Below are 20,832 nucleotides of genomic sequence, written 5' to 3' on the forward strand. Positions count from 1 at the left end.
TCCCTACCTAGCCGCTATGGGAATTCGCTGACAGCTGTCGCATAGCCGGTCGAATAGATGCGGGCACGAGAGAGAGAGTTCTCTCCCGGTTCCCTTGTAAGGCCACTGCCGGAGTTCCCGGATTCAACATCCAGGCATACGGGAAAGCTGTCGCCCTGTGGCGTCGTTGCCCAATTGAGCCGAACGTAGACACGGTCACGCACGATGCTTCGTCCTGCGAGCATCGTGCCGTCAGGCATGTCAAACCAGTCTGCCTGCAACTGCACCTCAACGGGGCCTTCCCCGATGGAAATCACTCTAGCGCTACCCTTCAAAACGAAGCTGACCGCATGGCTTGATCCCTCTCGGATTCCAAGCTTCCGCATGGCTTTCTCCGCACCAACTGGGCACGGCTCAGGAGGCGGAGCCGGACGCACCTGCGGCCCAGGGCACGCGAGCGCCGTGCAGGCCGCCGCCGTGCCGACAGCACGGGCCATGACGCTCATGCCCTTCTTCGCGGGCTTCGAGGGGAGCTGAAGGGGCTGCGTCTCTTTCGGCTGCGTCGTCACGGTGGCTGAATCCTCCTGGAGCGTCGCGGGGAGAGCGACGGCCGCAGCGGTGGCCTCCGGCCCGGTGGGAGCTGCGGCGCGGTCAGCTTGAGACGACTTGCCAGAGGGCGCTACTTCCTGACGGGTGGGGACTGGCCCTGCGACGCGCGACATCCCGAGGCCCCACGCCGCCCCTGACAGGACGAGCACCGCTGCGAGCGCCGCCCAGGCGCGGAAGGCCCCACGCTGCGCAGGCGTCACCTGCACGGTCGTCGCGGGGGGCGGTGCCTCATCCGCAGCAGCCGCACCCACCGCTGGCACCTGCTTCCGGGGAATGCGTTTGCCTCGGCGGGGGCGGTGTCGGGGCTGGTGCCGCCACTGCTCAAAGCTGTCGATGTCCTCCCCTTCCGTCGTCGCGGAGTCCTCGTCGTAGGCATCACAGAGCGGCACGTCCCACGTCTCGTCCGCGCCGCGCAGTGCCTGCTCCAGCGAGTCGCATAGAGCCTGGGCGCTCGGAGTGCGCGCCTCGGGGGTCTTCTCCAGCAGCCGCAGGCACACGTCGCTCAGCTCCCGAGGCACCCGCTCGTTCTCCTCGTGCGGCGGCGTAGGTGAGCTGGAGAGAATCGCCTCAGTCACCTTGGCGCCGTCCTCTCCATCGAAGGGGAAGCGCCCCGTCAGCAGCCGGTAGGAGACGAGGCCCAGCGCCCACAAGTCGTCCGCCGGCCCCGCTGTGTAACGAGCGTCCCGTGCCTCAAGGTGGGCTCGCAGGAAGCGCCACGCTTCCGGGGAGCGGTAGTCCACCGTCCCAGGCGGGAGGATGTCCGCCGTCAGCTCGCGCGCGCCCACGTAGTCGCCAATGCCGAAGTCCACCAACTTGGCCAGGCCGTCCGAGGCGCGCACCATGACGTTGGCCTCCTTCACGTCCCGGTGCACCACCCCATCCGAGTGGGCGGCTGCGAGCGCCCGTGCCACGCCCAGCAGAACGCGCGTCACCTGCTTCGCCGTGGGGTTCTCCGCGTCGGCCCACGCGTCCAGCTGACGCCCGTCCACGTACTCCGTAGCGATGACGATGAATTGCGGCTGGGGCACCGGCCAGTAGCCATGGCCCAGAATCCGCACCACGTTGGGGTGATGCAGGCGAGTGAGGATGGAAACTTCGCGCTCCGCCCTCTCGCCTACGCGCGGCAGGTGCAGCAGCTTCAGAGCGAAGCGCTGGCCCTCGCAGTGCGCGAGGTACACCGTGCCGAAGCCGCCCTGCCCCAGCTGGCGCTCCACCGTGTAGCCCAACACCTGGGCCCCTGGAGACAGCACGGCCGGAGGTGGCCCCCGCATCATCGCGTCCGTCCTTCGGGCTCCCTGGCCTCTTCCATGCGTCCTCCCAGCGGGGCGCGGACCCTACCAGAAGCGTGAGAAGCCCGGGAATCCCTCCCTCTGGACGCGCTCGCCAGAAAGGACTCACGGAGTCCATCCGTAGTCACCCAACCTCTAGCATTCACCCTTGGCGGGACTTCGGTTACGCTTTCGCCATGGCGCGCCACCCCTCGCAGCCGGCCCATTCCCAGCCACTCGCCAGCACCATTGGTGACGCCGCGCGGGCCGCACGCACCCGCCTGGGACTCACCCAGGCTGAAATGGCCCAGCGCGTGGGCCTCGCGCATGCCGTCTACAGCCGCATGGAGCGAGGCCGCATGCTTCCCCGCGTCTCCACGCTCCAACGCCTGTGCGGCGCGCTGGGCGTCACCCCAGACGAGCTGATGGGCCACACGCCCGTCTCCAACGACTTCCCGGCCCGGCACCAACTCCTCCTGCGTGTGCGCAACCTGGAGGAGGCCCAGGTGCGGGCGTTGCTCCTGCTGCTTCCCGAGTCCCGGTAGCGCGCCCTCGGCTACGCTGCGCCCGCCATGAATGAAGAACTCGGCATCACCATCGGCACGGAGGCCCGCGCCGCCCGCCAGCACCTGGGCCTGACGCAGGCCGAAGTCGCGGAGCGCGTTGGACTGGTGCACCCCGTCTACAATCGCCTGGAGCGCGGGAAGATGCTTCCCAGCGTCCCCTCCCTCTACCGCCTCTGCCGGGAGCTGCGCGTCTCCCCTGAGAAGCTGATGGGCCTGACTCCCACGGGTGACGTGCGCAAGGCCACGAAGCCCAAGCCCAAGGAAGAGGACGCCCCGGAGCTGCGGCGCCTCCTCCACCTCGCGCGCAAGCTGGACGCGGAGGACCTCGCGGCCCTCCTCCACGTCGCCTCGGCCCTTGCGCGCTGAAGCCCTACTCCCGCTTCAAGCCCTCCAACTCGTGGGACTCCAGCCCCTCGGGGAAGAAGCCCTCCTCGCCGAACTCCACCTCGGCACGAAGGGCGCTGCCTTCCGCGAGCACCTGGGCCCATTCCGCTGCGGCTTCCTGCCGGCCGTAGCCCGGGTGCCGCCTCGCCAGGGCGACGCGCATCGCGTCGCGCATGTCCGCCGCCGTGGCGAATCGCTCCTCGGATTTGGCGCGCAACGCGACATGCAGCATGGCCTTCACGTCCGGAGAGAGTGAGGCCACGGCCTCCTCGACGTCCTCTGGCCCGAAGTTGGCCAGCAGCACCTGCATCTGCGTCAGCGGCAGAGAGGGGATGATTTCCGGCTGGAGGTGAACCATCCCCTTGAGCGGGCCCGGCACGTCCTCCACGTCGAAGAGGTGCTTGCCGGTGAAGAGTTCCACCAGCAGCACGCCCAGTCCGAAGACGTCGGAGCGAGGCGAGAGCGGCTTCCGCGTCAGGTACTCCGGCGAGGCATACGCCACATCGCCCCGGACGAGACTCGCGGGCGACTCCTCACGCCCCACCACCAGCGAGTAGGCCGCGCCGAAGTTCGTCAGCTTCACCTCGCCTTGCGTCCCCACGTAGACGTGCCGGGGGTTGACGTCTCGGTGGATGACGCCCAGTGACTTGCCGTCCGCGTCCGTCAGCGTGTGGGCGTGGTGAAGGGCCTCCGCGATTTCCGCGCCGACATAGAGGGCGAAGGCCTCGGAGACGGGACGGCCCCGCACCACGCCCGCACTCACCAGCGTCTCCAGCGAGGGGCCGTCCACGTACTCCATGACGGCGTGCAGCGCGCCCTTGTGCACCTTGCGGTGGAAAACCGTGGCGATGGCCGGGTGGCGTAGACGGAAGGCCAACTGAATCTCCTCCCCCAGCCGCGTGCGCTGCATGAAAGTGGAGGGGTTCGCCAGCCGCCGCACGAAGCAGTAACCGGGCAGCTTGTTGCCGCGCTCCGTGAAGCGCTGGGCCAGCATCAGCACCTCACCCGTCTCCATCCGCACCAGTTCGCGGACGGCTTCATAGCGGATGCCGTCAATGGTGAAGAGGTGCAAGGGCCGCTCAGGCGTTGGCGGGAGCTGCCTGCGGCGCGCGGAGGCTTCGGTGCGCGCCAGGTCATCGGTTGTCGTGTCGGGCATGGCTCCTCGGGAGGCGGGAGAAAGGCGCGACGGCGCCTCCCGAGGAGTTTGAGCGCAGTTAACTTTTAAAGTCCATAACAACGGACTCTAAAGAGCCATCACCGCACCCTGGCGAGGGCGAAGCCCGCCCCCGCGCCGAGCACCACCGCCAGCACTACAGCCAGAATAGGGACGGGGCGCGGCTGCTGGCGGAGCACCTCGTTCTCCGCCTGGAGGCGGCGCAGCTCGCGGGCCGTGAGGATGCAGCGCTCCGTGGACAACCAGCAGCCCTCCGACACGGCCACCGTGCGCCCGTCCTGAAGCGTCACGGTGGCACGGGCCACGTCCAGCACTTCGCCTTCGGCACGCGCACGCCCCGCCATCAGTAGGGCCAGCGCCAGCACCAGGCCCCTCACCGCTTGTTGCCCGGCTGGAGCGCGTCGAGGGCGGCCACCGCCGCCGCCTTGCCGGCAATCTCCCCGGCCGCTACCTCTCCCGCCTCCCGCGCCGCGTCCTCCACGGCGTCACCGAAGAGGAGCGTCTTCACCACCGTGAAGCCGCCTGCCGCCCCCAGGCCGATGGTGAGCGCCTTCAGCAGCAGGGCCACGGTGAAGGACTCACCCGCCAAGAGCGCGTTGGCCATCGCGCCCGAGACAGACAGCAGCAGCGCCAGCACCGCGCCCGCGCGCGCCGTGCGCAGCAGCGGCCACCACGCCCCCACGAAGCGGCGCAGTACGTAGACGAGGGCGATGACGGCCAGGGACGCGACGAGGGCCCAGTTGCGGGCCGTCACCGCGTCGAGGATGAGGCGCGCGAAGGCCTCGACGTTGCCCGGGTCCGGCGTGCCGGGCGCCTGCGCGAAGGCGACGGAGGGGAAGACAAGACAAAGGAAGAGGACGGCGAGACGTCGCAGCATGGGCATGCCTTTCGTGGGTGAGGCGCGGCGAAGTGCCGCGCGGGAGTCAGAAGCCGAGCCGCGCCAGCGAAGCGGCGAGCACCGGGTGCATGGCGCGCCACTCGGGCATCGAGCGCACCGTGTCGAGGAAGCGCCAGACGGCGGCGAGCCGCTGCGCGTCCGTGCTGCCCTTCGGCTCCGAGTAGAAGAGGCCGCGCACCGGCTCCAGTTGGCTGCCACTCACGAGGCTGGGCCACTGGCAGTGCGGCGCATCCCCGAAGGAACCACCCCACGCGAGGCCCGCGCGGCGCGTCTCCTCGCCGAGGATGGCGTAGGCCGGCCCGTCCCAGCGCGGCTGAAGGCCCGGGCGGTTCACGTCCGCGTCGCGACAGAAGTCGTTCGCCAGGCCGTAGTTGTGCGCGGAGAGCCCTTCCGGTGCGGCGCGTCCACCCTCCCCCTTCAGGTAGCGCAGGTGGAGCACGCGCTGCTCCGCGAAGGTGGCGTAGCCACGCGTGGCTACGTAGTCCGCGCCGCGCGCTCGGCAACGGGCGATGACTTCCCCCATCACCGCCGCGAAAGGCGGGTAGAGGGACTGCAAGTCGATGCGGGAGAAGAGGTCAGGGTTGGGAATCATCCCCCACTGAATGGGGGCGAGTTTCGACGTGTGGCGTGCGTCACCCTTCCGCGCGAAATCGTACTCCGTCGAGGCTCACCCAGGCCGCGCCCGTGGGCAGGCTAAAAACTTGGAGGCCCCCGTCCACGTTGAGCTGCCCCATGGCGAAGCCGTGGCTCGTCGGTAGCTCCAGGATGCGGTTGGAGCTGGCCCGGTAGCCCACCGGGAAACGGTACGCGTTCACGTAGCCCACCGTCCCAGGGCGGATGAGGCCGCGTGCGGACACCTCGTTGTCGCTGTTCTTGTAGAAGCCCAGGGGCCAGTTGGCGGCATCCCACGCCACCCAGCCATTCTCCAGGTCGCTAATCTGCCCGGTGCGAATGGCCGTCCACGGCTCGACGAGGCCGCCAATGCGGTCCAAGCGCACTGAATCGACGTACACCCACGGCGCGCCTTGCGTCGCCTGGGCCAGCAGGCGCACCTGGACGTAGCGCGTCCCGGCGGGTGCATTGTGGAAGCCAGTGAGGGGCTCCCAGCCACTCGTCGGCAACACCTTCGTCGTGCTCACCGTACCCAGCACGTTGAATGCGCCGCCGTACCAGAAAAGTTGGACGGAGAAGGCCGTCCCAACCTGTGACGCCCTCGCGAGGGCGTCCACGCTGTATCTGTCGCCCGGCCGCGCAATCATCGCCTGGGAGTCCAGCCGCGTGCCGCTCGCCACCAGCCGGACGGCACGAGCGCCCGTGTACGCGTCCGCCGTCACCTGGGCATGCGCGCCCCACAGGCCCACGCCCATCGTCCAGGCATCTGGCGGCAGTTCGTCGAAGGAGTGCGCCTCGAAGTCGGGGTTGGGCGGCGACTCGCCGAAGGCCACGGCGGGCTGCAACGTGGCGGGCGTCACGTAGCCCGTGGTGACGGACACCTCGGCGGATGGCGCGCCCAGGTTGCCCGAGGCGTCGCGGCCCACGACTCGGCAGTAGTAGGTAGCTCCCGGACGCAGTTCGGAAAGTGGGAAGCGTGTTGCCGAGGCACGTCCCTGGAAGGTGGCCTCCGAGGGCTGGAAGCCGGGCGTCCGCGAGGCGTGCACCTCGTACTCGTCCCAGGCAGGGCCGGTAGTCGCGGGGGTCCACGTCACCACACATCCGTTGACCGTCGGCGTCGCCCGCACTTCCTGCGGCGCAGCCGGGCCCGTGAAGGCCGCGCTGGGGGCAATGCCCGGCCTGCTGTCGCGCTCCAGCCACTCGCGCAGCGACGTGGAGGGCTGCCCGCGCAGGACCAGCTTCATGCGTGCCGTGCCGTCCGTGGCGCACTGGTGCTCCAGCTCCTGCACCGCGAGCCGCTGCGCCGTGTCCAAGCGCACGCCGTCCGGCAGCACGAGCACCAGGTCCGCCAGCTCCAGGCCGGGGTGCGGATCCACCGTCATGGTGACGGTGAGGGGCGAGACGGAGAGGTCCGCGATGGCCGCGTCCGCGAGCCGTTGCGCTTCCGGCTCCGTGTCGATGTTGCTGGAGGACTCCTCCGCCACCTGCATCCAGCGGCGGCCCACCTGCGCACGCGCCGTGGGGTTGCTGGCCGTCACGGTCTTTCGCTTCGGCGTGCCCGAGGCGTCCAAGTCAAACTTGTCGCTGTAGACGACCTCCACATCTGTGCGGATGTCAGCCAGTTGCCGCGTCACCGCATCGAGGTTGCCGTATTCGTCCGGGCCATAGCTCCAGTCCTCCTCCGTCTGGAGCCGGTTGGGCGCGGCGAGCGTCAGTGCGTAGGCGCTCGCGGTGGGCTGCCAGCGCATGCGGCAGTCCCAGCCAATCCGCTGCGCCAGGGTGCGCGCCGCATCCAGCACCGGCTCCACCTTCTGCACGTACCGACCGCGCTGGGACATGGGGTCCACGGGCGTGAAGAGCGCGAAGGAGGCGAGGCCGTTGTCGTCCAGCAGCGACTGGATGATGGTCTGCACGGCCACGCCCACCGTGTCGTTGCCGTATTCGCGCTCCACCTCGATGAAGGTGTCCTGCAGCAGCCCGTCCAAGTCACGGCCCACGACGCGCAGTTCGTCAGGCCCGGCGTCCACCTCGTCGATGCGGCCCCGGAAGACTTCGAAGTAGTCCTCCTCCTTCGGCACCGTGGCGAGCGGCGCGAGGCCCAGCTCCACGCGGAAATAGGCGCCCTCCACCAGCAGCGGCGCGAACGTGCCCGCGTTGGACGTGTTGGCAAGCGACTGCACCACCAGGGGCGAGAGGGAGAGGCGCGCCCCGGCCGCACCGCTTCGCACCAGCGACACTTCCGCGTCGGCCACGGGCGCGTCCAGCTTCTCGTTGACGCGCACGCCCAGCACCCAGTCGAAACCCAGGAGGGTATGCAGGCCACGCCACGCCCCCGCCGCGTCGCGTACCCAGACGCGCGGGTGGGTGGAGTAGCCGGAAGGACTGCCCAGCAGGGCCGCCTGGAAGGAAGAGAGGGGCCGCATGCGTCAGCGCTCCTGCAACTCGAAGTCGAACTCCTGCCCGAGGACGAGGACGCCGCCCTCCCACCACTGCACCGCGCGTCCAGTCCCCACCCGGCCCAGCACGGGCAGCGGCTCATAGAGGGCGGCGCCCGAAGCCCGGTGGTATGGGTACGGCGCGCCGAAGGACTCGCCGGAAGCGAACCAGGGGGCTACCCACGACGCGGGTGCTACCCACGGCAGCACCACCAGCTCATCCACAAGCAGCTCGCCCCCGCCTGCCGCTGCGTTGCTCAGCGTCACCGCGCCCTGGGGCAGTTGGCCCGCGCCGTCCACGACGAGGAAGCCGTCCGCATAGGGACTGGTGCCCGGCACGCCATTGATGCTGAGGCCCAGGCCCGCGCGGTGGACGTGGTGGCGCCACTTGTCTTTTGTCCCCTGGCGCTTCCACCAGTAGGCCACCGTCCACCTCGCCCCGAGGCCCGTGGGGAAGGTGACGCTCGCACCTGCATCCATGAGCATGCACCCGCCGAAGCGGCCCATGGCCTCCACCCCCCACACGTTGCCCACCATGGCGCTCGGCGAGAGGAAGGCCTGGCTGCGCAGTCCGTCCTCGAAGCTCCACACCTGGCCCTCGCCCTTGAGGAGTCCCCGGTACGCACGAGCCTCCTCCTGCGTCAGGGGGCCAGTGTTGCCCGCCAGGGTGAAGACTTCGCGCCGCTCACTGCTGCGCAGCCACCCGGAGAAGGTGCGGCGGTGCTCGCCCAGCAGCGTCGGCATGTACGTCAGGCCCCGCTCCGCTGAGACAGGCAAGGGGATTCCAGAAAGGGCCAGGGCCGCAGGCATGGAGGGATTCCTCAAGAGCCAGAGAAGCGCGCCGTGAGGCGCACGCGGCTGCCAGCAACGCGGATGCTCGCGCGCTGCTGGCGCAGCGACTCGTCCCGCCGCGTGGCTTCCATGGCGGCGTCGATGTCGTAGCCGGTGATGTTGTAGGTGACGGGCGCGGCCATGGCGGAGACGTTGCCCGTCTCCGGCGCACGCACCTGGCCTCCTCCGCTGAAGCCAGGAGGAAGGTAGCTGCCGAGCCACCCCGGCACCGCAGGCGTCGCGGGCACCTGCCCCAAGAGGAGCTGCTGAATGGCTGGCGGGAACATGCCGAGGAGCCATCCCGGCACCGGCCCACTGGACGAGGTGGGGCCGTCAGGTGCCTCCGCCTCGTCGTTGTCGGCCCCAGGCGAGGGCTTCGGCTTGGGCAGCACCGTGGGGCCGTCCTGCGTGTCCTCGGACTCGAAGCGACGCAGCGCCACCTTCCACGCGGCCGGCACGTTGGTGAGGGCCGCCGTGGCGCGGGCCACGGCTTCCGTGTGCTCCTCCACTTGGGCGGTTTCCTCGGCACGAGCCTTCGCCGAGTCCCACGTCGTGTCCTCCAGCACGCGCAGGGAGTCGTCCATGCTGTCGGTGTCCACCTTCAGCTTGTTGAGCGAGCGCGCGAACTTCTTCAGCCCGTCGAAGCCCGTCCAGTCGATGAGGCTGGAGATGGCGCGGATGACGGTCTGCACCGCGCCGATGACGGCATTCCAGACTTCGCTGATGGCCTTCGCGATGATGAGGACGACGCTGCCGACGAACTTCAGCGCAGTGAAGAGGGCCTTCATGATGGGCCCGCCCAGGATGCTGAGCGGCTGCTGAATCAGCAGGAAGGTGCGGCCCAGCACCTCGAAGAGGGGCGCCAGGCCTTTCAGGATGTCGCCCAGCACCACCAGCGGCGGCACAATCGGTTCAATCGCCTCGCCCAGCATCTCGAAGACAGGCGTGAGGGCAGAGAGGAAGCCATCCACCACCATCGTCACGGCGTTGAGCAGGGGCTGGAGCGGCTCCAGCAGCGTGCCCAGCGAGTCGGCCACCTTCTGGATGAGGGTATTGACGGACTCGATGACTCCCTTGAAGCCCTCCGACTGCATGAGCAGCTCGCCCACCACGGCGATGATGGCGCCGTAGGCCCCGCCCGCCTCCATACCCTGGACGCCCGCGTTGATGAGGTCGCCCAACTGGCCCAGGCCGCCGATGAAGCGGTCCACCAGCGACTCCCTGGCGGCTTCCATGGCCGCTTCCGCTTCAGCAGCGAGGCTCTCCGCCTCCAGGCGCATCTCGTGGAAGGCAGCGGCGCCGGCGGCCTCCTCCGCGCGAATGCTGGCCAGGTACTCCTTGCGCGACTCCTCGCTGGCCTGGGCTTGGAGCTTCGCCATGGCGGCCTGCTCCGCCGCCTGCTGCTTCTGGGCGGCCTCCAGCGCGGCCTTGTCCGTGGGCTTGCGGATGCGCGCCTTGCCCTGCGCCCCGCCCCCACCTGCCAGCTTCGCCAGGAGGGCTTGAATCTGCGACGTGACGCCCTCCAGGTTGAGGGCCCGCGCGAGGTCCGCGCCAAGTCGCTTCGCGCCCGCCGCGCTGGTACGCAGGCCGTAGGTGACGCTCTCCTCCAGCTCGCGCCCCGCGCCGGCCACGGCGTCGCCCACCGCCACGGCCGTCTGCCGCGCTCCGTCCCAAAGCACCTGGGCGCCCTGCCCCAACGTCTCCAGCAACTCCCGGCCCGTGACGGTGGACACCTGCCGGAAGGTGGCGGCCAGCTCCGGGAAGCCCGCCTGCCGAGCCACGGGCTCCAGGAGACGCGAGACGCCGCGCACCAGGGCCGCGACGCCGTCCAGGACGGAGAGGGCCGCTCCCTTCACGAAGTCTCCCAGCGACAGGAAGGCCCGGGAGAAGCCGTCCGCGATGTGGCCCGCCCACTTCGCCAGCTGGTCGCCCATGTCCCGGAAGAAGTCCGCGAGGCCGGTGCTGCTGTCCTCCCAAGCCACGTAGACGCTGCCCGCCAGCAGCACCAGCGCCGCCACGGCGGCGGCTACCGCCGCGAGCGGCACCAGTAGGCTTCCGGTGGAGAGGGCCAGGCGCCCCAGGCTTCCGGTGACAGACGGCGTGCTCGCCACCATGCCGCCCATGGAGGCCGTCACCTTGTCCATGGAGGCCGCCAGGGAGGCCAGGGTTACGGACTTGTTGAGCAGGCCCAGCACCTTCACCAGCCCACCAGCGCCCGTGGCCACGCCTTCCACCACGCCCGCCACCTTCCCCAGCGCCCCAGCGGCGAGGCCCGCCCCGGCCACCCACACCAGGACACCCGAGGCGGCGGCCTTCATCGCCGGAGAGAGGGACTGGAAGCTCGCCACCACGCGCTCGACGCCGTCCGCGACGTGCTGCACCACCGGCAGGAAGGCATCGCCGACGTCCGCAGCCAGCGTGTAGAGGAGCGCCGTCATCCGCTCCGTCTCGCGCTCCATGGCCGCGTTGGACTTGGACGCTGCCGCGACTGCGCCGGCAATCCCAGCCGCCACCGCTGCACCAATCTCGCCCAGGCCCTTGGACTTCTCCTTCACCTGCTTGGCGGACTTCTCGACGGCCTCCACCACCTTGCCCAGGTTGGACAGCGCCTCGCCGATGGAGGCAGTGACAGCCACATAAAGTCCTCCAACTTTCAGGGCACCGGACATGCATCACCTCTTGGGACGCTTCCTGAAAACCGTTGTCGTCGTCAGCGGGCCGGCATGAGAGGCGGGGCCTGGAGCGCGCACTCCGCGCACCTCCTCGGCCTCCAGGGCGCAGTGGGCCAGGAGGTGGACGACGTCCTCCCAGGCCCAGCTACGCACTTCCTCGGGCGACTGGCCCGTCAGCTTCACCACCGCGTGCAGCGCCCTCAGCTCGGGGTGGTGCCGGAGTTTCCCTTCGCCTCCTCCAGCGTCGGGCCCGCGAAGGCACGGGCCAGCTCGTCCTGAATCTCCTCCAGCCAGGGCTCGCGCTTCACCTGGTCCACCTCCGACTCATCGAAGACACGGGTGGCCGTGCCCGGGTGGTAGAGGCAGAGGACGGCGATGCGGGCGATCATCGCCATCCCCGCGAACTCATCGACAGGCTTCCGGTCGGGCCCCAGTTCCTTGGCGGCCTTTGCGGCGGCGAGCAGTTCGAGCTTTTCGCCCAGAGGCGGCTGGCAGATGTCGTAGTCGGCGCCGTCCAGGGTGACGCGCTTGTGCAGCTTGCGACGGGTGCCGAGGGGCTTTCGGAGCATGGTGGGTGCGGTCATGGTGAGGCCTCGGGGGTGAAGTGGAAAAGCAGCCGGCTACACCGCGGCGGGCGCGCCCTGGCCGGCCAGGGTGGCGGAGAAAGTGACGACATCCGTGGAACTGCGGCCCTCCTCGTAGGACGTCACCTTCACCGGATAGCGGTAGCCCTGCGTGCCCATGGGGGCCGTCTCGTCCTCCACGATGGTGAAGAAGACGGTGGCGTCGCTCTCGAAGGCGTCCCGCAGAACCTGCTGCGGAGCGCTGCCCTTGAAGACGTGGCCGGACAGGGGGATGGAGAAGGACTTCCAGGTGCCCTTGGTGCGCTTGTAGCCGTCGCCACCGAAGTAGTTGGCGTCCACGGTGTCCTTGGCGCGATTGACGGGCGCCTCCAGGACACCGTCCAGCGCGTCCGCCTCCACGGACGCAGTGTCCGTGGCGCGAATGTAGAGCTTGTCGAAGAAGGCCTCTCGGGGTTCGGGCATGGTGGTGGCTCCTGTCATTGGGAGGGAAAGCGCTGCGCGAGGAAGTCCTTCAGGACAGCGGCCACGCGGCGGCGAGCGCTGCCCCGGGCGCGGCGGAAAGACTTGCGAAGGAAGTGCGGCGGTGGGTTGAAGAGCTGCGCGCCCCAGTGCCAGCCCTCGTGAATGGGGCCTGCGGATGAGTGCGAGTAGCCCGCTGTCCACGTCGTGGAGAGGCGCTGGCTCAGGTTGTGAAGCGGGCCGCTTAGGAAGGCACTGTCACGCAGGTGGCCCTCTCCCACCGGCACGAGGAAGAGGGAGTAGTCCAAGGCGAGGCGGGCGATGTCCCGACAGGGGGTATCCAGCGTGCGCAGCACCTCAGCAGGTGAGCGTCGCAGGCGCTCCAACTTCAGAACATCGACTTTGACTCGAACAGGCATCCCCTACTTCAATGGGGGCAGTTGCAGCATTCGCCTTCAACGCGACAAAAAAACACCCCCCATGACAAAGACCTCCTGGACACCCAGCACCCTCATCTCAAACAGAAAAAAACAATTAAGAGAAAAACACTACTACATCGCCAAGAGAGCAACCAAGAAAATGCTAAAGGCACTAATGAAGATAAAATCAATAGACGCGAAATCCAAAGCAGAAATCAAGAAATCATTCACCCACCATGCACTTCATGCCATAGCGGTCAATATCTGGTTTAATTCCATCGAAACGTTCACAATAGGCCTAGTCATACTGGCGACCTTTGCAACATGGGCGCTAGCCCCATATCAAATCATGACAAGGCTCCTGGAAGTTCAGAACATCCCATGGTATTGCCACATCCTGGCCCCCCTCCTATCCGTCCCTCTCTTTCTCCTACTATTCAACCCAACCCTCCTCAATGAAGGCAAATCCATAACATCCGAACTAGACGAGAAGGCAAGGCCGATATTTACAAACATAGCGATCGTCGGAATCACTTACTCCGTATTTCTGACAAAAATCCTCCTCCCCCTGCTGCCTACACCTTCGCTGTCCGCGCTCCTGGCCACATACGCACTAGTCGGAGCCCTATCAATCACGGCATTCCTTTACTGCCTAAGCACAATCTCTGCGTACTGCCTAGTCCTAGCAAAACGAAAAGCATTATCAATTCGCCCAGAGGCGACAGTCGTCGACAGACTACTGACGCTGCTCCTTCTCCTGGAACAGCACCCTGATAGAGGATTAGACAGCAAGGAGAAGAGGAAAATATTGAAATCAATCAACGAAACGGCCAACGCAATCACACAAGCATTTAGTGAGCATGCAAGGGCATCCGACCAAGATACCGCGATCTGGTCCCGGGAGCGTGGAGACGAATTTGCAGGCAGTGTTCGCGCTCTCGCAAAGTGGGTTGTTACTCCCGACCGCAATACGCGCGAAAACATCAAACAACATGTAGCAAAAAATTTCATCTGCGCAGTCCGCGGAGACTGGGACAACTTCAGCCGCACCCCAATCTCATCCCAACCACGCCGATTTTTCTCCAAACACAATGCCGTGCTCACCCTGAGGACACTGCTGTCCTCCGCAACGCCCATTGCCATCCTGGTTACACTCAAGAAGTTCGACATCATCCCAGAGCAAGTATCAAGCTATTTCGCCGTTGGCGCCTATCTCTGGTCGGCGCTTACTCTTCTTGCTCATCTAGACCCCAACTACAGCTCGAAACTTTCAGCACTAAAAGAGGCTGCCCAGGCTCTCTCTGTTGGCAAAAAAACGTAAGCGCCCTCAGGAAACACGCCACCTAAGCAATCCGGCCGTCACACCAAAGGTCCACCGGTGCCGGCTGGCCCCATCGACCCCTAAGTAAGTAGGAGCGCCGTCTTCAATCCAAAATCCAATGCCCACCTTCATCGGCATCAAGCATACGGCTAAGTAGACTGAGGCGGCGAGTTGCTGTCCGCCCTCAAAATCCTCACAATTGGACCGAGTTCTCACCTGGAATCTTGGGGCAGAGATGCATTGTCTTGCCCCTCCAATATATGCCAGTGGGGCGTCACCACCCGACATAACGATGGCCACTGATCTGTCCGGAACATCGCCGTCCGCCTCGGGCATGGGCGCAGTGAAGAGGTTAGCGCATGGAGCTGGAGGCCGGACAAGTCCCAGCCCAGCGCCCTCTAGCAACCCCGCAAGCTCCGAAGCAATGTCGAGCATCAGAACCACACCTTCCGGAAGCGCACTGCCCCAACTCCGTCCACGCTTTCGTCTACTGCGACGGGGCGCCGAGCGCAGTTGAAGTCAGCAATGTTCTCCCCTGGCAGCCACACACGGTGCTGCAAGGTTATAGGCGCGTCCGTGTAGACGACATGCGCAGTCAGATGCTCGTTGCCGTTGGCGTCACGGATAAGACGCCGGGACGGCTGCACACGAGCCCGCGCCGGCAACTGGAGCCCGAGCGTCGGCTTCCCATAGGCATCCCGCCCCGTCAGCACAGCATAGGTGATCGACTGACGAAAGGTGTCCGTGGGCGAAGCCATCAACTCACCCGGTGAATTACGTAGGGCGCGAGCAACGCCTGCGCGGCGCCAGGGATGGGGCTCTTCCCCTCGGCCTTCGCGGCGAAGTAGCTGACGGACCAGTCCCCGATGGACTCGCTGGCCACCATCGCGTCCACGCCGCGCGAGCGGTACAGCTGCACTGCCGTGAGGATGGTGGCCTCCTGCACATCCTCCGGTAGAGTCACCACGCGGGAGGCTTCCAGAGCACGCTGTCCCGGCGTCACGAAGCCCCCGTCGTAGACGACACGGATGCCGTCCTCACTGCCCTGGAAGCTGTCTACCGCATCCACCACCAGCCCGCCCGAGCGCGCTGTCTCCGGCCACACGCCGCGCTTGCGGTACAGCATGCCGGCGTCCGCCAGCCTCCCGTGACTCTCGTACTCCTCGGCCGGCACGAAGGCGCCGCCCTCCCAGACACCCACCACCAGGACAACGGGCGGACGCTCCACCAGCAGCAATGGGCGCCCGTAGCCCGCCGGGAACTCCACGAGGCCCTGGCCGTACTCGAAGACTCGGCCGCAGTAGCCAGCAACGGCCCGGCTCGCCGCCGTGACGAGGGACTCCAGGCGCGGCGTCACCGCCACGCCCAGGTCATCCGCCACGGTGGCAGCCAGGCACAGGTCCGCAGGACTCGCCATGGCCTCACACCGGCAGCGTCATGGCGCCGCCGAAGACGACGAAGGCGCATGCATGGAGGCTGGGCGACGTCCCCCCCGTCAGCGTCGTGGACTCCGCCACGCGGATGAACTGCTTCGCGGCGCCGAGGTCCACGTCCTTCTCCGCGAAGGCGTTCGCTGCCGTCAGTTGCACGGAGGCCGAACCCGGCCCGGCCGGCACGAAGTCCGTCCAGGCGTCATCCGCTCCATTGTCGCTGGAATGCTGGAGCTTCACCTCGTAGCCCTGCGCGGTGGGGCCGCCCGTCACCGCGCCCGTGGCCGCGACAAGGACGCAGCTCTCGCCCAGGACGAGCCGGTCGTAGCCCGTCCCCTGGCGGGTTCCAGCGGGCGTCGCGGCGGGCGGCGTGCCCAAGCGAGCAGCAACGAAGGCGCCAATCTGACTGATGTGCGGTGCACTCATGATGTCCTCCCTTTCGTGGGCGTGGCCCCGGTCAGTTGCTGCCCCAGCTCAGGTCTTTCACCACGACGCCGGACTGCCGGTGGCGCATGGCCAGGTCGTGCTTGGTGATGGCGCGCAGCACCGTCTGGTCCGTGGAGATGCCGGACACCAGCTGTCCGCCGCGAGTGAAGGCGCCGTTGGGAAAGACCTCGATTTCCAGCGCCATGGACTCGCCGATGAGCACCTCGGCCATGTCCACGAGATACAGCTCCGAGCAGTTCTTGCCCGAGCCGAGCGTCTCCGGAATCTGGTTTGTGACGAAGAAGGGCACGTTGCGCAGCGTGCCGCGCTCCACCATCTCCCGCTCCAAGGCGTTGGTTCCCTCCCCGCCAGGGCCCGGAGCATCGAGGATGGCCGTCTCCGCGTTGGGGGACATCAGCCACACCGGCTGCACCATGGGCACGTTGGCCTTCTTCAGCTTCTTCTTCGCCTTGTTCAGCTCCTTCTTCATTTCGCCCAGCGTCGGCGTGCCCACCGTGGCCACCGTCTCCGCGTAGACATGGGCCGCGTCCACCTGGTTGCGGATGCCGCGCGGCTCCAGCTGCGTGCCGCTGCCTCGCAGGAAGGCCATGTCCTCCCGCAGCGCCATGACGTTCAGCAGGTCGTTGCGGATGAACTCCTCCGCGTTGATGGACGCGTTGCGGATGAGGTCGTTGGGCACCGCCGTCAGCGCCGTGAGCTTCTTCTCGGACAGGGACACCGTGTCCGTGCCCGGCTCCGACTCCTGAATGGTGCTCGTCTCCCCGCCGTAGAAGGCCGTGCCCGTGCTGGACTGCCGGTCGAAGGTAAGGGAAGCGCCAATGGGGATGACGCGGGCGCCGGCCTGCCGCACCACGGCCTTGTTGCGAAGCAGCTCGATGAACTCGGAGGCGAACTGGGGATGCACCAGAGAGCCCAGGCCCGAGTAGTTGCCCTGGGAGAGGGCCTTGCTCACCACCTCGTCGCCCCAGCCCTTCAGCACGTCAACCACGTTGCGCCCGTCCATGCGCGCGACGGCCTTCGCTTTGACGAAGCGGATGAGGTTGAGGCCCGTGCCCTCCGTCATGTGCTTGCCGGTAATCGGCGCGCGGCGGGGCTCCTCGGGCGCAGTGTCGGCCGCCTTGGAGCCCAACAGCGCCGCGTAGCTGTCGCGATGCCCCTTGGACTGCTCCACCAACTGCGCCGCCACCAGCGGGCCCAGCGACTTCGCCATCTCCTGCATCTGCTCGGGGGTCATGCCTTCTCCTGGAGGTGCTGCAACAGGGCCCGCGCCGTGTGAGCGGCAAGGGCATGGGTGTCGGACTCGGAAAGGGAGGGCGGTGCGGCGGACGGCGCGGCCTTGCGCTTCTTCCGCGTCTTACGGCCCAGGGCCTTCACCACCGCATCCGCGATGTCGCGGATGAGAGCGGCGCGCTCGTCGGCATGCTTCTTCAGCCGCACCGCGCGCTGATTGCCAGGGATCGTGACGACGCTGATTTCGAGAAGCTCCTGCTCGTCGCAGTCGAAGCCGCCGCGCTCGTTCTCGTGGTAGCGCAGCATGCGGTAACGCACACTCACCGCGTTGAGGATTCCCTTCTCCACCTTGCGCTCGACGCGCCGGGCGAAGTCGTCGTCTTCGTCGAACTCGATGTCCACCAGGAGGGCGTCGCCCTGGACGTAGGCGCGCCCCTTGCCGATGGGCAGGACGTCCTTGCGGCCCGCTCCGAACAGCCCGCCGGAGCCGTCGTCGTGCATGTAGAGAACTACGGGGTTGGCAGCGTAGGCGTCGAGGCGCCAGCCCTGGATGGACAGGCGGTCGTTGTACCTGTCGTAATCGGCGTCGTTGGCCCGGAAGGTGAAGACCTTCGGCTGGCCTTCAACCGGCAGGGGCGCGTCCTTCTGGGCGACGAGGCGGCAGGTCCGCTGAAGAGGCTTGTGCATTCACCTTTTCAATGGGGGCATTTTTAGGCTTTGCCCTAACTTTCGCCACGAGCTTAAACTGGCAGCACTGAACGCCGAACATTCAGCTCATTACGTCAGCACTATCCTTCACTGCCATCAACTTGCCCTGACGGTGCCGTTTCGGGCTGTTCGGTCTCTCGACGAGATGCTTTCTGAGCAAGGGGCGTTAGCCCCACGGCAAGCTCATTCGAAAGCGCTCCCAGGAATTGCGCATATTCTTCCTCGCTCAACTCCCTCTCCGCTTCGCCAGCAAGAGCAGCCTTCCAGTGGCGTTCAACAACCGTCCCAATCCAATGCCGAACCTGAAATCTATTAACCTCATACAAAAGACTCTTCATCTGATCAACAGCCAGATCGGCACACTGTGCATACTCTCTCTTCGAGCACAGTTCGAAGTCTGGAACTTCGAGTTGGGCTTCAGGGGCGCCATTCAACCTGTCAACTGCGCCAAGCTGATCAACTCGATAGCTATAAGAAAAATCTCTTTCCAATTCACACTCAGCCAACCTCACTGAAAATGAAAGCACCCCAAAGTAGGTGACAAATCCGACCACGCGCCCCAGTCTAGAATCGCCGCGCACCATCACAAGATGATCTAAAGGACCAAGAGGGCTTGTCTCCATCCGCCGCAGGTCCAATGGAACAACCTCCACAGGGGGCACAACTGGCTGAATTCCATGCAAAACAAACTGCCTAATTGGATCGAATTCGGCGCGAAGCGCAAGCCGGCTATCGCAAAATCCCAGCAGATTAAAAGCAATTTTCGAAGCAACTCGATATGATTCGTCACCCCAAAGACTAGCTCCCGCCTGAATTTCAGGAACAGGCTTGAGTTGCGACCTAATCAGCGGCCTAACATGTGCCATTGCTTTTTCAATATCAATATCGATATCAGCCTTCTTCGCGCGCCTTTCTAACGCCAGCTGGACATCCGCCTCGTCTTTTATCACTCCAGATATCGTCACCTGCCTCCCAACAATATCAACCTCCAGCCTTGGAACGGAGCGAACACCGCGCCCCGCATCAATTACCAACTTCTCGCCATCAACAGAAGCCACCTGGAGCGATGGTGGATGTTTATTCGGCTCCCTATGTGAGCGAGCATCAAGGGAGACAATGAAGAACCGAAGCTCCCTCGCCAACGCATCTTCGATGCCGCTGAAGCGCCCATTGGTTGAATCATCGATAATCGACTTAGAAATCAACCTCCCCCCAAGGAAGTTGGGGATAACATGCTCGCCGCTAGACTTCTCTATGGGTCGCCCCGAATAAATGTCAACAGACACAGGAACACCTCTCCCCAACTCCAACAGCCAAGTTGAACCAGCCACACTCCACTCAAGCACATTCTCGCTTTGGCGGCCACTGACGCGGGTCTCCTCCGTAAGTCAGGGCTCGTGCGTCGCCAGAAGTCTGCCCAGGCATCGGTAGCGGATACCCCTGGCGTTTCGGGTCTGGCTTGAAGCCCGCAAGATCTCGCCATTCGTCGTAGCTGAAAGCCTCCGGCATGGTGCTCATGACGCGCAGCTGGTGCTCGCGGTCCGCTGGCACGGGGCTGTCGTAGTCGAGGATGGCCTCCTCGTCGCCGAACAGCGGCATCAGCCGCATCTGGTACTCGGTACGGAGGAGCTCCATACGAGGGAGCGTCGCCTGCTCCGCGAGGTTCTCCCGCGCAGCGAAGGCCGTCGCCTTATTCGAGCTGGAGATGTCACCCACGATTTCGGGCGGCACCCGGTACGTCATCCGCACGAACCCCATGAGAAACTTCCGCAGCTCCACCAACTGCATGTCGCGGAAGCTGGTGTCGAGGCGGGCGAACGTCACCCGGCCACTGGTGAGCAGCAGCTTGCCCGCCTTGTCCGGCCCCTGGTGTTCGCGGGCTAGCGACTCTTTGAATGCCTTCGCCCCTGCGCTGTTCGCGTCCGTCAGTCCCTCGATGGACGCGATAGCGGGCGGCAGCATGTTGTTCCAGAAGCTCGCTCGGAGAAACCGCGCCACGAACTCGTCCGTGTCCAGCTCGTCCCCCAACGCGAACGCCGGGCCAACGCCGCGCCCGAGCGGATCCTCAGGGTCTAGGTTGCGCAGGTGGAGCACGTCCGCCGCTGGAATCTCCCGCGTCACGCCGCCCACGACGACAGTGAACGTGCGCTGCTCGCGCGGCACGTCCAGCGCCGGAAGGCGGGTGACGAGGTTGGGCGGCACGGGCCAGAAGCCCACCGGGAAGCCCGCCACACGCTCCAGCACCAGGAAGGCTTCGCCCACCAGGTCCAGGTACACCTGCACCAGCTTCGTGACGGAGCGGCCCGTCAGGTAGTCGTTGGGGTCGGCGAGCATCCGCAGAATGGGATGGTCCGGCACCTCCTGGACTTCTCCTGCATCCAGCATGGACTTCAGCCGCATGGCGCGGACCTCGCGCGTTGCGCTGCGCAGCGAGTAGTCCTTCACCGGGTGGCCGTCCTTCGCGACGCGACGGTAGACGCGCCAGTTCACCCCGGCCACAGAATCCGCGACCACGTCCACGACAGATCGAAGCCAGGGGAGGTCCCTGTACGCCGCCAGAAGCTGCGCCGTGCCCCGGCGCGGCGGCGCCTGCTGCCAGCGCGCCAGCTCAAGGCCGGTGCCTTTCCTTGCTGCTCGATTCCCCACCGATCGGATGCGTTCCCACCAAGACATCAGCACTTCTCCACAGGCGAATTCACAATAATCAGCAGCGCGCGACGCAAATTTTTTCTCTTCCAGGTTTCTCGCATTGAGGCAGCGCGCTTCTCAATGTGCTCTTGGCTCTGAGGCCCAAGCACTCGCCCCC

20 protein-coding genes are annotated in these 20,832 nt (G+C 66.3%); 3 read left to right on the forward strand and 17 right to left on the reverse strand.

Features of this window, described 5'->3' with window-relative positions; translation table 11 throughout:
- Nucleotides 1-14: 14 nt before the first annotated feature.
- Nucleotides 15-1,862 (reverse strand): serine/threonine-protein kinase, encoded by a 1,848-nt coding sequence (locus D7X99_RS20765; RefSeq protein WP_306465343.1) that lies wholly within the window; start codon nt 1,860-1,862, stop codon nt 15-17.
- Between the two features lie 191 nt (nt 1,863-2,053).
- Between D7X99_RS20765 and D7X99_RS20770 the strand changes: the two genes are divergently transcribed.
- Both D7X99_RS20770 and D7X99_RS20775 read left to right on the forward strand, forming a co-directional pair.
- On the forward strand, nt 2,054-2,401 hold the full coding sequence (locus D7X99_RS20770) for a helix-turn-helix domain-containing protein (protein WP_121779290.1): 348 nt from the start codon (nt 2,054-2,056) through the stop codon (nt 2,399-2,401).
- Nucleotides 2,402-2,428: 27 nt separating this feature from the next.
- On the forward strand, nt 2,429-2,788 hold the full coding sequence (locus D7X99_RS20775; protein ID WP_121778336.1) for a helix-turn-helix transcriptional regulator: 360 nt from the start codon (nt 2,429-2,431) through the stop codon (nt 2,786-2,788).
- 4 nt (nt 2,789-2,792) lie between these two features.
- On the opposite strand, the gene D7X99_RS20780 is transcribed toward D7X99_RS20775, so the two are convergent.
- The 10 genes from D7X99_RS20780 to D7X99_RS20825 form a co-directional block, all read right to left on the reverse strand.
- Nucleotides 2,793-3,962, reverse strand: a complete 1,170-nt coding sequence (locus tag D7X99_RS20780; protein ID WP_121779291.1) for a serine/threonine-protein kinase — start codon at nt 3,960-3,962, stop codon at nt 2,793-2,795.
- Between the two features lie 98 nt (nt 3,963-4,060).
- A complete protein-coding gene (locus D7X99_RS20785) occupies nt 4,061-4,345 on the reverse strand; it encodes a hypothetical protein (RefSeq protein WP_233613572.1) in 285 nt (94 codons plus the stop codon).
- 8 nt (nt 4,346-4,353) lie between these two features.
- Nucleotides 4,354-4,857: a hypothetical protein gene (locus D7X99_RS20790; protein ID WP_233613573.1), complete on the reverse strand. Its 504-nt coding sequence runs from the start codon at nt 4,855-4,857 to the stop codon at nt 4,354-4,356.
- Between the two features lie 46 nt (nt 4,858-4,903).
- Entirely contained in the window at nt 4,904-5,470 is a 567-nt protein-coding gene (locus D7X99_RS20795; RefSeq protein WP_121779292.1) for a M15 family metallopeptidase, read from the reverse strand.
- Nucleotides 5,471-5,510: 40 nt separating this feature from the next.
- Nucleotides 5,511-7,913 (reverse strand): fibronectin type III domain-containing protein, encoded by a 2,403-nt coding sequence (locus tag D7X99_RS20800; protein WP_121779293.1) that lies wholly within the window; start codon nt 7,911-7,913, stop codon nt 5,511-5,513.
- A 3-nt stretch (nt 7,914-7,916) separates the two neighbouring features.
- Nucleotides 7,917-8,702 carry a hypothetical protein gene (locus D7X99_RS20805; RefSeq protein ID WP_233613574.1) on the reverse strand — a complete coding sequence of 262 codons (786 nt, stop codon included), beginning with the start codon at nt 8,700-8,702 and terminating at the stop codon, nt 7,917-7,919.
- A gap of 44 nt (nt 8,703-8,746) precedes the next feature.
- Nucleotides 8,747-11,392, reverse strand: coding sequence for a hypothetical protein (locus D7X99_RS20810; protein ID WP_121779295.1), 2,646 nt, complete (start codon nt 11,390-11,392; stop codon nt 8,747-8,749).
- A gap of 236 nt (nt 11,393-11,628) precedes the next feature.
- A complete protein-coding gene (locus D7X99_RS20815; RefSeq protein ID WP_233613575.1) occupies nt 11,629-11,997 on the reverse strand; it encodes a phage tail protein in 369 nt (122 codons plus the stop codon).
- 51 nt (nt 11,998-12,048) lie between these two features.
- Nucleotides 12,049-12,474 carry a phage tail tube protein gene (locus tag D7X99_RS20820; protein ID WP_121779297.1) on the reverse strand — a complete coding sequence of 142 codons (426 nt, stop codon included), beginning with the start codon at nt 12,472-12,474 and terminating at the stop codon, nt 12,049-12,051.
- Between the two features lie 14 nt (nt 12,475-12,488).
- Nucleotides 12,489-12,857: a hypothetical protein gene (locus D7X99_RS20825; protein ID WP_233613576.1), complete on the reverse strand. Its 369-nt coding sequence runs from the start codon at nt 12,855-12,857 to the stop codon at nt 12,489-12,491.
- Nucleotides 12,858-12,951: 94 nt separating this feature from the next.
- Here D7X99_RS20825 and D7X99_RS42350 point away from each other — a divergent pair, with 94 nt between their 5' ends.
- Nucleotides 12,952-14,211, forward strand: a complete 1,260-nt coding sequence (locus D7X99_RS42350; protein WP_147476200.1) for a hypothetical protein — start codon at nt 12,952-12,954, stop codon at nt 14,209-14,211.
- A 757-nt stretch (nt 14,212-14,968) separates the two neighbouring features.
- Here the strand turns inward: D7X99_RS42350 and D7X99_RS20835 are convergent.
- The 6 genes from D7X99_RS20835 to D7X99_RS20855 form a co-directional block, all read right to left on the reverse strand.
- Nucleotides 14,969-15,628, reverse strand: coding sequence for a hypothetical protein (locus D7X99_RS20835; RefSeq protein ID WP_121779300.1), 660 nt, complete (start codon nt 15,626-15,628; stop codon nt 14,969-14,971).
- A gap of 4 nt (nt 15,629-15,632) precedes the next feature.
- A complete protein-coding gene (locus D7X99_RS20840; RefSeq protein ID WP_121779301.1) occupies nt 15,633-16,067 on the reverse strand; it encodes a hypothetical protein in 435 nt (144 codons plus the stop codon).
- Between the two features lie 31 nt (nt 16,068-16,098).
- Nucleotides 16,099-17,322 (reverse strand): phage major capsid protein, encoded by a 1,224-nt coding sequence (locus D7X99_RS20845; protein ID WP_121779302.1) that lies wholly within the window; start codon nt 17,320-17,322, stop codon nt 16,099-16,101.
- On the reverse strand, nt 17,319-18,005 hold the full coding sequence (locus D7X99_RS20850) for an HK97 family phage prohead protease (RefSeq protein ID WP_121779303.1): 687 nt from the start codon (nt 18,003-18,005) through the stop codon (nt 17,319-17,321). Before D7X99_RS20850 ends, D7X99_RS20845 begins: the two co-directional genes overlap by 4 nt.
- Nucleotides 18,006-18,106: 101 nt before the next feature.
- Complete coding sequence (locus D7X99_RS42355) at nt 18,107-19,231, reverse strand: hypothetical protein (protein ID WP_147476201.1); 1,125 nt, start codon at nt 19,229-19,231, stop codon at nt 18,107-18,109.
- 133 nt (nt 19,232-19,364) lie between these two features.
- Nucleotides 19,365-20,540, reverse strand: a complete 1,176-nt coding sequence (locus D7X99_RS20855; protein WP_233613577.1) for a phage portal protein — start codon at nt 20,538-20,540, stop codon at nt 19,365-19,367.
- Between the last annotated feature and the right edge of the window lie 292 nt (nt 20,541-20,832).

Origin of the sequence: Corallococcus sp. AB032C, from assembly GCF_003668935.1 — a bacterium.
In the GTDB taxonomy this organism is placed as follows: domain Bacteria; phylum Myxococcota; class Myxococcia; order Myxococcales; family Myxococcaceae; genus Corallococcus; species Corallococcus exiguus.

Coding starts and splice junctions, on each gene's coding strand:
- D7X99_RS20765 (WP_306465343.1), bottom strand. CDS start 1,862: ATGATGCGGGGGCCACCTCCGGCCGTGCTGTCTCCAGGGGCCCAGGTG.
- D7X99_RS20770 (WP_121779290.1), top strand. CDS start 2,054: ATGGCGCGCCACCCCTCGCAGCCGGCCCATTCCCAGCCACTCGCCAGC.
- D7X99_RS20775 (WP_121778336.1), top strand. CDS start 2,429: ATGAATGAAGAACTCGGCATCACCATCGGCACGGAGGCCCGCGCCGCC.
- D7X99_RS20780 (WP_121779291.1), bottom strand. CDS start 3,962: ATGCCCGACACGACAACCGATGACCTGGCGCGCACCGAAGCCTCCGCG.
- D7X99_RS20790 (WP_233613573.1), bottom strand. CDS start 4,857: ATGCTGCGACGTCTCGCCGTCCTCTTCCTTTGTCTTGTCTTCCCCTCC.
- D7X99_RS20795 (WP_121779292.1), bottom strand. CDS start 5,470: ATGATTCCCAACCCTGACCTCTTCTCCCGCATCGACTTGCAGTCCCTC.
- D7X99_RS20800 (WP_121779293.1), bottom strand. CDS start 7,913: ATGCGGCCCCTCTCTTCCTTCCAGGCGGCCCTGCTGGGCAGTCCTTCC.
- D7X99_RS20815 (WP_233613575.1), bottom strand. CDS start 11,997: ATGCTCCGAAAGCCCCTCGGCACCCGTCGCAAGCTGCACAAGCGCGTC.
- D7X99_RS20820 (WP_121779297.1), bottom strand. CDS start 12,474: ATGCCCGAACCCCGAGAGGCCTTCTTCGACAAGCTCTACATTCGCGCC.
- D7X99_RS42350 (WP_147476200.1), top strand. CDS start 12,952: ATGACAAAGACCTCCTGGACACCCAGCACCCTCATCTCAAACAGAAAA.
- D7X99_RS20835 (WP_121779300.1), bottom strand. CDS start 15,628: ATGGCGAGTCCTGCGGACCTGTGCCTGGCTGCCACCGTGGCGGATGAC.
- D7X99_RS20840 (WP_121779301.1), bottom strand. CDS start 16,067: ATGAGTGCACCGCACATCAGTCAGATTGGCGCCTTCGTTGCTGCTCGC.
- D7X99_RS20845 (WP_121779302.1), bottom strand. CDS start 17,322: ATGACCCCCGAGCAGATGCAGGAGATGGCGAAGTCGCTGGGCCCGCTG.
- D7X99_RS20850 (WP_121779303.1), bottom strand. CDS start 18,005: ATGCACAAGCCTCTTCAGCGGACCTGCCGCCTCGTCGCCCAGAAGGAC.